Source organism: Enterobacter sp. HG048, from assembly GCF_024702055.1.
GTDB classification, from domain to species: Bacteria; Pseudomonadota; Gammaproteobacteria; order Enterobacterales; family Enterobacteriaceae; genus Enterobacter; species Enterobacter dykesii.
Map to the genome: position 1 here is coordinate 12,576 of NZ_JANLIZ010000021.1, position 12,445 is coordinate 25,020.

Genomic DNA, 12,445 nt, shown 5'->3' on the forward strand with positions numbered 1-12,445 from the left:
GTTTACGCTTTATCACTCGACGAGGGGGATGATTCGGAAACGGACGCAGCGGGCTTCACTTCCGCCGTTTTTGCTACCGGCTCTTCCGGCTGCGCCTGTTTTTTCACTTCGGTTTCCTGCGGCGTCTGTTCCGGCGCGGCAGCCTGATGTTCAGCGCTGGCAGGCGTTACGCCCTCGCGCTGCTCCTCACTGCCCTTCACCACCGGGTTATGAATGGTGTTCGCTTCATCGCTCGCTTTTTCAGGATCGTTGACGCTGTAAGAGCGCTTCATGGATTCCGCCGCTTCGCGCAGCTCATCCATTGACGCTTTCAGTTCCGGCGTCAGGTTATCCATGCTCGCCTTCTCGACCTTTTTCAGGCTTTCCTGAAATTCCTGCAGCTTAAGCTCCTGCGCCAGTTCATTCTGAACGGTCGATGCCAGCGATCTCAGCGCACGAACCCAGCCCGCAACGGTTTTCACTGCCACCGGCAGACGCTGCGGCCCCAGCACAATCAGGCCAATCACAAAGACCAGCAGGAGCTCACTAAAACCAATGTCGAACACGACTTACACCTGTTCTTTATCGTGGCGTTTAGCGTCTTCCTTTTTGGCTTCTTCTTGCTTGTCGGCGATGGATTTAGCAGTAAAGTCAGCGTCCTGGCTGGTTTTATCCTGCTTGCTCTCATCATCGCTCATCGCTTTCTTGAAGCCTTTGATAGACGCGCCCAGATCGGAACCAATAGAACCGAGCTTTTTGGTGCCAAACAGCAGCACGACGATGACGGCAATGATCAACAATTGCCAGATACTGATACCACCCATACATGTTCCTCAGGGATAGATGATTAATGAGTCAGGTCGCATTATACGTGTGCGACCCGTCGATAGCGACGCACGCTCAGCGCGTTTTTCGCCAGCCGGCTAGCCAGACTACCACCCCGCCAGCCATCAGCCAGGCGGGCATCATCTGCCAGTCCGGACGATTGATCAGCAGCAGCGTACCGCTCAGCAGCAGCGTTGCGCCAATCCCAAAGAGATAGCGTGACTGCCCCTGGCGAACGCGGCTGGACTGAAGTTCGCGGGCGATTTTATCCATGCTGTGCTGAAGGTTCTTGCTCTGACGCAAACTGTCATAAACCAGTTCAGGAATTTCAGGCATTTTTTCTATCCAGAACGGGCCTTTCTCTTTCAGCGAGCGCACCAGCGCCGGAATGCCAACCTGATCCTTAATCCAGGATTCAAGGAAAGGTTTCGCGGTCTTCCACAAGTCTAACTGAGGATAGAGCTGTCGGCCTACACCCTCAACGTAAAGTAATGTTTTCTGAAGTAAAACTAGCTGTGGCTGAACTTCCATATTAAAGCGGCGAGCCGTGTTGAACAGGTTCAACAGCACGTGCCCAAAGGAAATTTCCGCCAGCGGTTTTTCAAAAATCGGTTCACAAACGGTCCGGATCGCGAACTCGAACTCTTCGACGTTGGTGTCCGGCGGCACCCAGCCGGAATCGACGTGCAGCTCGGCCACCTTACGGTAGTCGCGGTTGAAGAACGCGATGAAGTTCTCAGCCAGATACCGTTTATCTTCCTTGTTCAGTGAACCCACAATTCCGCAGTCGATACCGATATACTTCGGATCCTCAGGATGTTCGTAGCTTACGAAGATATTGCCCGGATGCATGTCCGCATGGAAAAAGCTGTCGCGGAACACCTGGGTAAAGAAGACCTGTACGCCACGTTCGGCCAGGAGCTTCATATTCGTTCCCTGTTTCTCCAGGGCCAACACGTCCGAAACCGGAATACCGTAGATACGCTCCATCACCATCATGTTCTGGCTGCAGTAGTCAGAATAGACTTCAGGCACATAGAGCATCGGGCTGTTTTCAAAGTTGCGACGCAGCTGAATGGCATTCGCCGATTCGCGCAGCAGGTTTAGCTCATCAATCAGCGTTTTTTCATATTCCCGCACCACTTCCAGTGGACGAAGACGACGCCCGTCCGGCAGCAGGCGTGGCACCCAGCGCGCCAGACGATAAATCAGCTTCATGTCCGCTTTGATGACTGGCAGGATGTCCGGACGAATGACTTTAATAACGACTTCTTTGCCGTTTTCTTTCAAACGTGCGGTGTGCACCTGCGCGATAGAGGCCGATGCCAGTGGCTTAATGTCGAAATCGTCAAACCAGGTCTCGACGGGGACATTTCCCATCGCCTCTTCAATTTGCTTTTTCGCGCGCGCGCCGTCAAACGGTGCGACGCGATCCTGCAGCATCGCGAGCTCATCGGCAATCAGAGGCGGGAAGAGATCGCGGCGGGTAGACAGCATCTGCCCGAATTTAATCCATACCGGGCCGAGTTCCTGCAGCGCGAGGCGCAGACGCTCACCCAGCGGTTGACCTTTATGGCGATTGGGCATCCAGAAGAGCATCCGCCGCCAGATACGAAGCGGCAGCGTGATACGCATTTTGGGGATAAGCTCGTCGAGCCCGTAGCTCAAAAAGGTGCGAATAATAAAATAGAGGCGCCGAATTTCACCAGGCGTCATTTGCCCTCCAGTTTTTCCAGCCGTTTGGTTAACGCATCCACCGCACGTTCAACAGCAGCGGTTTCTTCCGCAAACCATGCAACTTCCAGTGGCCCGGGCGCCATTCGCCACTCCTCAGTCAGCACTTCCGTCGCATAGCGTTGCTGGCGCTGGAGGCTTTTACGCGCAAAGGAGGCGCCACCATGAAGGACTTTCCCGATGCCTTCGGCGGCAATGTCGCCGATAAAAGGCGCGAGCAGCTCTGCCGGATCGAATTCTGCCAAATCGGTGAGCGCAACGAAGTTCTGCACGACCTGAATGTCGCCCTCCACTTCCAGCTCACCGCTGCGGATAAGCGCCGTTAATTGCTGGCGATCGCGCAGTTTTGGCAGCACGCTCATGTGCGTGATGACCGAGCAGTCTGCTTCACCTTCCCACGCCCCCAGAACGTCAAGCTGGCGTTCGCTGAATACCAGCACAAGCGGCGTCGAGAACTCTTTTAAAACAATGCGTAATACCTTTCCGTTAAGCCGCTGACGAGCTGCTTTCAGCGCAGGGGCGCGATACAGAAAAGCGTTCAGTACATTCTCGATGCCTGCGGAGACTAAGGGTTTAAAGGGCACGGGACACCTCCACTCAGAATTTGTAACCGCGATGCAGCGCGACGACACCGGCCGTCAGGTTGAAATATTCAACGTTCTCAAATTCCGCGTCCTGCATCATGGCTTTTAATGTGTCCTGATCCGGGTGCATACGGATAGATTCCGCCAGATAGCGGTAGCTTTCAGCGTCGTTAGCCACCAGCTCACCAATACGCGGCAGCACGTGGAAGGAATAGGCGTCGTAGGCTTTGCTTAGCGGCTCAATGATCGGTTTAGAGAACTCGAGCACCAGCAGACGTCCCCCCGGCTTCAGCACGCGGTACATAGAGCGCAGCGCTTTTTCTTTATCGGTCACGTTACGCAGACCAAAAGAGATCGTGATGCAGTCAAAGGTGTTATCCGGGAATGGCAGCGCTTCGGCGTTTGCCTGCACATATTCCACATTCCCCACCACGCCGATGTTACGCAGCTTTTCGCGTCCCATTTTCAGCATGGAGTCATTAATATCGGCGAGAACAACGCGACCGGTTTCGCCCACCAGACGGGAGAATTTCGCGGTTAAATCGCCCGTGCCGCCGGCTAAATCCAGCACCGTTTGTCCACGACGTACGCCGCTACAGTCAATGGTGAATCGCTTCCACAAGCGATGAATGCCGAACGACATCAGGTCATTCATCACATCGTACTTCGCCGCCACGGAATGAAATACGTGGGCCACCATGTCAGCTTTCTGCGCTTTGGCAACAGTCTGAAAGCCAAAGTGCGTTGTGTCTTGTGAATCGTCAGCCATCTCAGAGCCTGCTTATCAGTAAAATGTTCGTGAAGTGTAACAGATTGGGCGCGTTTGCCCTACGTTTCAACCACCGCGAAAGAAACGCGCTGGAGTCTCGTCTGATGATAAATCCGCCGCTAACGTGTTGTCTTCACTGTTTGTCTTTTGTTCGCCCGCACCTTCTCGCAGACGAAACTCATCGTCCTGTGCGGTGGCCTGTTCGACCAATTCCGGATTAATCTCGCGTTTAACCTCAACCCCCAGGCTGCGGAATGATTCGGCCTGTGCCAGCAGATTGCCACGTCCGGAGGCGAGTTTTTTCATCGCCTGGCGGTAGTTATCCTGCGCACGATCCAGGCTCTGCCCGACTGAAGACATGTCGTCCACGAAGAGGCGCATTTTGTCGTACAGCTTGCTGGCACGATCGGCAATCTGCTGCGCGTTGCGGCTCTGGTGCTCGTAGCGCCACAGGTTCGCAATGGTGCGTAACGCCACCAGCAGCGTGGTGGGGCTGACCAGCATAATGTTATTTTTGAGCGCTTCGGTGATAAGTTCAGGCTGTCTGTCGAGAGCCAGCAGGAACGCAGGTTCTACCGGGATGAACATCAGGACATAGTCCAGCGAGCGCAGACCCGGCAGCTGCTGGTAGTCTTTTCTGCCAAGCAGGCGAATATGATTACGCACGGAGGCAATGTGCTCCTGCAGCGCAGACTCGCGGGTGTAGTCATCGTCCGCATTAAAGTAGCGTTCATACGCCACCAGCGTCATTTTGGCGTCAATCACCACATCTTTGCCCTGCGGCAGCCGCACGATCACATCCGGCTGCATGCGTGAGCGGGCGTCGTTTTCGATACTCACCTGCGTTTCGTATTCGTACCCTTCCCGCAGGCCAGAAGCTTCCAGGACGCGGGTCAGCACCACTTCGCCCCAACTGCCCTGGGTTTTGTTATCCCCTTTGAGCGCGCGGGTCAGGTTAACCGCTTCCTGCGCCATCTGGGCATTGAGCTGCTGGAGATTGCGAATCTCATGCGCCAGGGTGTGACGCTCGCGGGCTTCCTGACCAAAGCTGTCCTGCACCTGACGGCGAAAACCGTCAAGCTGTTCGCGCAGGGGCGTCAGCAGGCTGTTCAGGCTCTGGCGGTTCTGTTCGTCAACGCGGCGGTTGCTGTGCTCAAAAATTCGGTTAGCGAGGTTCTCAAACTGTTCGCTAAGGCGCTGCTCGCTGTTGATCATCTGGCGGATTTTGTCTTCCGCATGCAGCTGGGTGGATTCAAGGCGGGTGGTCACTTCGCGGAGATCGGCTTCCAGTGACGTGTTGATATCGCGCAGGTTGCGCAGCTCGTTATTGAGCAATTCACACTCGTCGCGCCAGTGTTCGCTCAGCGCAAGCTGCTGTTTTGTCGCGCTTAAATCGGCGACCATCTCTTCTCGCTCGGCCAGCTGGTCGGCCTTCTGCTGCGCATGCTGGTAGCTGGAAATCAGCCAGCCAATCCCTAAGCCCACCAGCCCAATCACCGCGTAAATCAGGATTGAGATATCCACAATGCCCCCTGCATCAACGTATTACCCGCACAAAATAGAATTGTGCTGTATAAACGTCCAGTTTGAAAGGCTTTTCCTGCGAGGCGCTACGCAAAAAATAAAGGCCGAACGCGTCGGCCTTTGATTTCGGAAGAGAGGATTAGATCAGGCGACGCGCTGCTTCCACCACGATTTTCACTGCATGACTTTCGGTCTGCTTCATGGTTTCGGCGTTCGGGATCTCCTGCTGGGTGCGGTTAACGATCACGCCCGCCACCATACCGGCACGCAGACCCTGGCTTGCACACATGGTCAGCAGCGTTGCGGATTCCATTTCGTAGTTCATCACGCCCATGGACTGCCACTCTTCCATTGAGCCTTTGAAACGGCTTACCACGCGGCCTGAGAAGGTGTCGTAACGCTCCTGGCCCGGGTAGAAGGTGTCGGAAGAGGCGGTGACGCCCACGTGGGTAGTTGCGCCTACGGATTTCGCGGCTTCAACCAGCGCGGTGGTGCATTCGAAATCAGCCACTGCCGGGAATTCCATCGGTGCAAAGTGCAGGCTTGCGCCGTCCAGACGAACGGATGCGGTCGTGACCAGCACGTCACCGACGTTGATGTGCGGCTGGATAGCGCCGGTGGTGCCGATACGCAGGAAAGTACGGATGCCCAGCTGTGCCAGCTCTTCAACAGCAATAGACGTAGACGGACCACCGATACCGGTAGAGCACACGATCACCGCTTTGCCATCCAGCTCTGCGCGCCAGGTGGTGAACTCACGATGGGCAGCCAGCTTGACCGGCTTATCCATCAGCGCGGCGATCTTTTCCACACGCTCAGGATCGCCAGGGACGATAGCGAGCGTAGCCCCTTGTAAATCGTTTTTGGTGAGGCCGAGATGAAAAACATCAGACTTAGACATAGGTGACTCCTCTGTGGGTCGGTTAGTCAGAAGAAGTAAAACGGTACTTTACAGAAGCAGTAAGCATATTTTCGTGACACACCTCACCATGAATGAAAATGATTACATTGAATTTCCATAAAAAAGTGATTCACATCACATTAACAAGTTATATCGCCAGGTGCTGCACAAAAGATAGACCGTTTAAGGCACTGTGAGTTGTTAACCTGGTGTCTATATTTACCTTTGCGCTAACTCATTGGTACGGAGAATGCCATGACTGAAAAAACCGGTTTTGCACCTGCTGCGGCCCCACATGCTTCAACCATCGTGTCGACGCCAGAAGCGGCAATTACCGCGGGTGAGACCTCCATTCCCTCGCAGGGGGAGAATATGCCTGCATATCACGCACGGCCAAAATCGGCAGACGGTCCGCTGCCCATCGTGATTGTGATTCAGGAGATATTTGGTGTTCACGAACACATTCGCGACCTCTGCCGCCGGCTGGCGCTTGAAGGGTATCTGGCCGTTGCGCCAGAGCTCTACTTCCGTCAGGGCGATCCGAACGACTACAGCGATATTCCAACATTGCTCAGCAATCTGGTCAGCAAAGTCCCGGACGCGCAGGTGCTGGCCGATCTCGATCACGTCGCCAGCTGGGCGGCACGCAACGGCGGCGATCCGCATCGTCTTCTGGTCACCGGTTTCTGCTGGGGAGGACGTATTAGCTGGCTGTATGCCGCGCATAACCCGCAGCTCAAAGCCGCTGTCGCCTGGTACGGCAAGCTGGTGGGTGAAAAAACGCTGAATTCACCGAAACATCCGGTCGATATCGCCACGGAGTTGAACGCCCCCGTGTTAGGGTTTTACGGCGGCCAGGACACCGGTATTTCGCTGGATTCGGTTGAGACCATGCGCCATGCGCTCCGTGCGGCCAATGCGAAGGCGGAGATTGTGGTATACCCGGATGCCGGGCATGCGTTTAACGCCGATTATCGTCCGAGCTATCACGCAGAATCAGCCAAAGATGGCTGGCAGAGAATGCTGGCGTGGTTTAGCCAGTACGGCGGTAAGAAAGCGTAATAAAAAAGCCCGGTGGCGGCTATGCCTTACCGGGCCTACGCATCATCAAGCCTGACGCAGGTTTTGCGCCGCCTTCACCATGTTCGCCAGCGCCGCGCGCGTCTCCGGCCAGCCGCGGGTTTTCAGTCCGCAGTCCGGGTTCACCCACAGGCGCTCCGCCGGAATGCGCTGGGCCGCTTTTTTCAGCAGAGCTTCAATCCACTCCACGCTCGGCACGTTCGGAGAGTGAATGTCGTACACGCCCGGCCCGATTTCATTCGGGTAGTCGAACTCTTCAAACGACTCCAGCAGCTCCATGTCTGAACGCGAGGTCTCGATGGTGATCACGTCGGCGTCCAGCGCGGCAATCGAATCCATGATGTCGTTAAATTCGCAGTAACACATGTGGGTGTGGATCTGGGTGTCGTCCTTCGCCACCGCGGCGTTGATGCGGAACGCTTCCACTCCCCACTGCAGGTAGGCATCCCAGTCGCTGCGGCGCAGCGGCAACCCTTCGCGCAGGGCCGGTTCGTCAATCTGAATAATGCCAATGCCTGCCGCTTCCAGATCCGCCACCTCATCACGCAGCGCCAGGGCAATCTGTTTGGCGATAGTTTCACGAGTCACGTCTTCACGCGGGAACGACCAGCAGAGAATGGTCACCGGACCGGTCAGCATCCCTTTTACCGGCTTGTCGGTAAGGGACTGGGCATACTTCGCCCACTCCACGGTGATCGCTTCCGGGCGGCTGACGTCACCGATAACCACCGGCGGCTTCACGCAGCGGGAGCCGTAGCTCTGCACCCAGCCGTTCTGGGTAAAGACAAAGCCATCCAGGTGCTCACCGAAGTATTCCACCATGTCGTTACGCTCGGCCTCGCCGTGCACCAGCACGTCCAGCCCCAGGCGTTCCTGCTCGATAATCGCCTGCTTGATGTGTTCCGCGATGCCGGTGCGGTAGTGATTCGCATCCAGATTGCCCTTTTTGAAGTCCAGGCGCAGGCCGCGGATCTCCGTAGTCTGCGGGAAAGAGCCAATTGTGGTGGTCGGCCACGCAGGCAGATTAAAGCGGGCGCGCTGCGCTTCGGCGCGCACCTCGTACGGACTCTGGCGCTGGCTGTCCTGGGCAGTGATGGCCGCCAGGCGTTTCTCCACCGCCGGGTTGTGCACGCGCGCCGAGTGACGACGCGCCTGGATCGGGGCGCTCCATTCGGTAATCGCCGCCGTGTCGCCGCTGTTCAGCGCGTCGCGCAACAGCGTCAGCTCTTCACATTTTTGCAGGGCGAAGGCAAACCAGCTTTTCACCTCAGCATCCAGACGTGTTTCCACGCTCAGATCGATCGGGCTGTGCAGCAGCGAACAGGACGAGGCCACCCACAGCTCGCGTTTACCGACGATGTCTTTAATTTGCGCGTATTTCTCGGTGAGATCGGCGCGCCAGACGTTACGGCCGTTGATCAGCCCGGCGGAGAGCAGCCAGTCCGCTGGCAAACGCTTATGCAGTTCCGCGACATCGTCTTTACCGTGTACGAGGTCAACGTGCAGGCCCTGCACCGGCAGCGCGGTAATGGTCTTCAGGTTCGGCGTCACGCCTTCAAAATAGGTCGTCAGAAGGAGTTTTACCTGACCGGTGAGCGCGTCATACGCCGGTTTGAAGGCATCGAGCCAATCCTGCGGCAGCTCAAGCACCAGCGCCGGTTCGTCGATTTGCACCCACTGAATGCCGCGTTTGCCCAGCTCACTCAGCACCTGTTTGTAGACCGGCAGAATATCCTTCAGCAGGCTGAGTCGGTCAAACGGCTCGCCCTTTACTTTGCCCAGCCACAGGTACGTTACCGGCCCGAGCAGCACCGGCTTCACCTGGTGGCCCAGCGCCAGCGCTTCGTCCACCTCGTCCAGAAGCTGCGTCCAGGTCAGCCTGAACTGCTGGCCTTTGACGAACTCCGGCACCATATAGTGATAGTTGGTGTTAAACCACTTGGTCATTTCCGCCGCTGCCGCTGGCTCCCCCGTTGGCGCGCGGCCACGGCCGATGCGGAACAGGGTATCGATATCTACCGATCCATCTTTGTTCTGATGACGAGCCGGCACGTTGCCAAGCAGCAGGCTGGTCGTCAGAACATGGTCGTACCAGGCGAAATCGCCCACCGGCAGCAGGTCAATGCCCGCCTGTTTTTGCTGATCCCAGTGGCGGGCGCGCAGCTCGCGCCCCACCGCCAGCAGTTCTTCGCGGGTGGCATTACCCGCCCAGTAGCTTTCTTGCGCTTTTTTCAGCTCGCGACGCAGGCCGACGCGAGGGAAACCGAGAGTGTGATTGCGGATTGTCATGGTGTGCCCCTTGTGAAATTCGTTATTTAGACGTCCAGATGTTTACACATCTATAATTGGCAGGTACTGTATATTCCTCAAGCGCAATATGTTCATGGCGAAGTGAAGGACTTTCATGATCGAGATTAAACACCTGAAAACGCTACAAGCGTTGCGGAACTGCGGTTCGCTCGCGGCGGCTGCGGCCACGCTGCACCAAACCCAGTCTGCCCTTTCTCACCAGTTCAGCGATCTGGAACAACGCCTCGGCTTCCGTCTTTTTGTGCGTAAGAGCCAGCCGCTACGCTTTACGCCGCAGGGTGAAATTCTTCTTCAGCTGGCGAATCAGGTACTGCCGCAAATCGCCAGCGCGCTGCAGGCGTGTAACGAACCGCAGCAGACCAAACTGCGCATCGCCATTGAGTGCCACAGCTGTATTCAGTGGCTGACCCCCGCGCTTGAGAACTTCCGCCAGAAGTGGCCGCAGGTGGAGATGGACTTCAAATCTGGCGTGACCTTTGACCCGCAGCCGTCGCTGCAGCAGGGCGAGCTGGATCTGGTCATGACCTCTGACATCCTGCCGCGCAGCGGCCTGCACTATTCGCCGATGTTTGATTATGAAGTACGCCTGGTGCTGGCGCCGGACCACCCGCTGGCTGCCAAAACGCGCATCACGCCGGAAGACCTGGCGACAGAGACGCTGCTGATTTATCCGGTGCAGCGCAGCCGCCTGGATATCTGGCGCCACTTCCTGCAGCCGGCAGGCATTAGCCCGCAGCTGAAAAGCGTGGATAACACCCTGCTGCTGATTCAGATGGTGGCGGCCAGAATGGGTATCGCGGCGCTGCCACACTGGGTGGTGGAGAGTTTTGAACGCCAGGGTCTGGTGCAGACCAAAACCCTGGGTGAAGGACTGTGGAGCCGACTGTACGCCGCCGTGCGCGATGGCGAGCAGCGTCAGCCGATTACGGAGGCGTTTATTCGCTCAGCGCGGAACCACGCGTGCGACCATCTTCCGTTTGTGCGGAGCGCGGAGCGACCCATCGGCGATGGACCCACAGCGAAGCCAGGATCACCGCTCCCCCAATAATAAAGCTCGGCCAGTGCGGCTGTTGCTGCCAGATGGCGAGGTTGACCAGCAGCCCTGCCGGGACATGCACGTTGTTCATGATCCCCAGCGTACCGGCGTCTACCTGCGTAGCGCCGTAGTTCCACATGAAGTACCCCAGCCCTGACGCCACCACGCCCAGCCAGACCAGAACACCCCACTGCACGGTGGTGGTCGGCAGTTTTTGCGGGTTACCGAGCATAAACCACGCCGCCACCGCGACAATCGCGGCGCCCATATAGAACCAGGCGAACGCGTTATGCTGCGGCATCGGACGGGTTTCCATCAGGCGTTTGTAGCCCACCATGCCGATGGCAAAACTGATGTTGGCGAGCTGGACGAACATCAGCCCGGTCCAGAAGTGATCGCTGACTTTGTCATAGCGAATAATCGCCGCGCCGATCACCGCCAGCGCGGCGCTCAGCAGGTATCCCCAGCGCAGGCGGCGCCTGCTGAGCAGGTCGTAAATCAGCGTGATATAGAGCGGCGTCAGCACGGTAAAGAGCAGGAACTCGGAGACAGACAGGTAGACGTAAGCCCGGAAGCTGAACAGATACATGATGCCGAGCTGCATCGCTCCCACCAGCATATACAGCACAATCGTTTTCAGCGATTGCCCGCGCGTGCGCAGAAACGGCAGGAACACCAGCGCCGCCAGCCCCACGCGCATCAGCACCGAGAAGTAGCTGTCGACCGAACCGGCAAGGTATTCGCCAATCAGGCTAAAGGAGAAGGCCCACAGGATAGTGGTGATAATGAGTAGCGCCACAATGCTTGTCTCTCAGAAAGAAGGAGAGGCATTGTAGCGAACTCTTTAGTTGACAACTGAGTAATAAATAATCGAATGAAGATTATTCAAGGAACAGTTTGCGCAGGTATTTCGGTACCGCGTTGTCTGCGTTAGAACCAATCACTTCCAGCTCAGGGTGCAGATCCTTCAGACGCTGGTGCGCGTTCTGCATGATGCAGCCCTTGCCCGCCATCGAAAGCATCTCGGCGTCGTTCATGCCGTCACCGAAGGCGATACAGTCTTTCAGCCCGAAGCCCAGCCGTTTCGCAACCGCTTCCAGAGCGTGACCTTTGGAGACGCCACCCGCCATCACCTCCAGGCAGGTCAGGGTTGAGAAGCTCACGTTAACGCGATCGCCCCAGCGGGCGTTGATCGCCTGCTCCAGCGGGAGCAGCTCTTCGTGACTGTCGCAGGTGAAGAACACCTTGCTGATCCCTTCCGGCTCCAGCAGGCCCGGTTCGTAGAGGGAGTAGTTGAATACCGCTTCCTTGAAGAAACGCATTTCATCCGGGCGGTGGCGGTTCATGAACCAGTCGTCGTCGCGGTAAACGTTGGTAACGATAGCCGGGTTGCTATGCACCACGCCGAACAGATCGGCGGCAATATCGCGATCCAGGTTGTGGGTAAAGATCAGGTTGCCGTCGGTATCATGCACGCGCGCACCGTTGGAGGTGATCATGTACGATTTGATCTCAAGATTATCGCGGATCTGCCCCACGTCCACGTGGTGGCGGCCGGTAGCGAACACAAAGTTCACGCCACGGGCAGTCAGAAGCTTTAAGGTCTCTTTCGCATAAGGCGACAGGGTGTGGTCGGGGGAAAGCAGCGTGCCATCTAAATCAGATGCAACAACCTGGTACATAGGGATTTCAACCTCTGGTGG

At 56.8% G+C, this 12,445-nt stretch carries 12 protein-coding genes; 2 read left to right on the plus strand and 10 right to left on the minus strand.

Features of this window, described 5'->3' with window-relative positions:
• Nucleotides 1-2 precede the first annotated feature (2 nt).
• From tatB to udp, 7 genes are all read right to left on the minus strand, one after another.
• Entirely contained in the window at nucleotides 3-545 is a 543-nt protein-coding gene (gene tatB, locus NUX24_RS19390) for a Sec-independent protein translocase protein TatB (RefSeq protein WP_047059130.1), read from the minus strand.
• 3 nt (nucleotides 546-548) lie between these two features.
• Nucleotides 549-803, minus strand: a complete 255-nt coding sequence (tatA, locus tag NUX24_RS19395; RefSeq protein ID WP_024908000.1) for a Sec-independent protein translocase subunit TatA — start codon at nucleotides 801-803, stop codon at nucleotides 549-551.
• Between the two features lie 76 nt (nucleotides 804-879).
• Nucleotides 880-2,520: a ubiquinone biosynthesis regulatory protein kinase UbiB gene (ubiB, locus tag NUX24_RS19400; RefSeq protein WP_257833525.1), complete on the minus strand. Its 1,641-nt coding sequence runs from the start codon at nucleotides 2,518-2,520 to the stop codon at nucleotides 880-882.
• Nucleotides 2,517-3,122, minus strand: coding sequence for a ubiquinone biosynthesis protein UbiJ (ubiJ, locus tag NUX24_RS19405; protein ID WP_047652233.1), 606 nt, complete (start codon nucleotides 3,120-3,122; stop codon nucleotides 2,517-2,519). Before ubiJ ends, ubiB begins: the two co-directional genes overlap by 4 nt.
• Nucleotides 3,123-3,135: 13 nt before the next feature.
• Entirely contained in the window at nucleotides 3,136-3,891 is a 756-nt protein-coding gene (gene ubiE / locus NUX24_RS19410) for a bifunctional demethylmenaquinone methyltransferase/2-methoxy-6-polyprenyl-1,4-benzoquinol methylase UbiE (RefSeq protein ID WP_023309612.1), read from the minus strand.
• Between the two features lie 66 nt (nucleotides 3,892-3,957).
• Entirely contained in the window at nucleotides 3,958-5,415 is a 1,458-nt protein-coding gene (gene rmuC / locus NUX24_RS19415) for a DNA recombination protein RmuC (RefSeq protein ID WP_257833528.1), read from the minus strand.
• 139 nt (nucleotides 5,416-5,554) lie between these two features.
• Nucleotides 5,555-6,316: a uridine phosphorylase gene (gene udp, locus NUX24_RS19420; RefSeq protein WP_003860792.1), complete on the minus strand. Its 762-nt coding sequence runs from the start codon at nucleotides 6,314-6,316 to the stop codon at nucleotides 5,555-5,557.
• Between the two features lie 255 nt (nucleotides 6,317-6,571).
• On the opposite strand from udp, the gene NUX24_RS19425 reads away from it, so the two are divergent.
• Nucleotides 6,572-7,378, plus strand: a complete 807-nt coding sequence (locus NUX24_RS19425) for a dienelactone hydrolase family protein (protein WP_257833530.1) — start codon at nucleotides 6,572-6,574, stop codon at nucleotides 7,376-7,378.
• 45 nt (nucleotides 7,379-7,423) lie between these two features.
• Here the strand turns inward: NUX24_RS19425 and metE are convergent, their stop codons facing one another.
• Entirely contained in the window at nucleotides 7,424-9,685 is a 2,262-nt protein-coding gene (metE, locus tag NUX24_RS19430) for a 5-methyltetrahydropteroyltriglutamate--homocysteine S-methyltransferase (RefSeq protein WP_047652231.1), read from the minus strand.
• Nucleotides 9,686-9,800: 115 nt separating this feature from the next.
• Between metE and metR the strand changes: the two genes are divergently transcribed.
• The gene (metR, locus tag NUX24_RS19435; protein ID WP_023309616.1) at nucleotides 9,801-10,754 is read left to right on the plus strand and encodes an HTH-type transcriptional regulator MetR; all 954 of its coding nucleotides are present in this window, start codon (nucleotides 9,801-9,803) and stop codon (nucleotides 10,752-10,754) included.
• Here the strand turns inward: metR and NUX24_RS19440 are convergent.
• The gene (locus NUX24_RS19440) at nucleotides 10,642-11,541 is read right to left on the minus strand and encodes a carboxylate/amino acid/amine transporter (RefSeq protein ID WP_047652229.1); all 900 of its coding nucleotides are present in this window, start codon (nucleotides 11,539-11,541) and stop codon (nucleotides 10,642-10,644) included. The two genes, metR and NUX24_RS19440, sit on opposite strands and share 113 nt — an antisense overlap.
• Before the next feature lie 82 nt (nucleotides 11,542-11,623).
• Nucleotides 11,624-12,424, minus strand: coding sequence for a sugar/pyridoxal phosphate phosphatase YigL (yigL, locus tag NUX24_RS19445; RefSeq protein ID WP_047652228.1), 801 nt, complete (start codon nucleotides 12,422-12,424; stop codon nucleotides 11,624-11,626).
• Nucleotides 12,425-12,445: the final 21 nt, after the last annotated feature.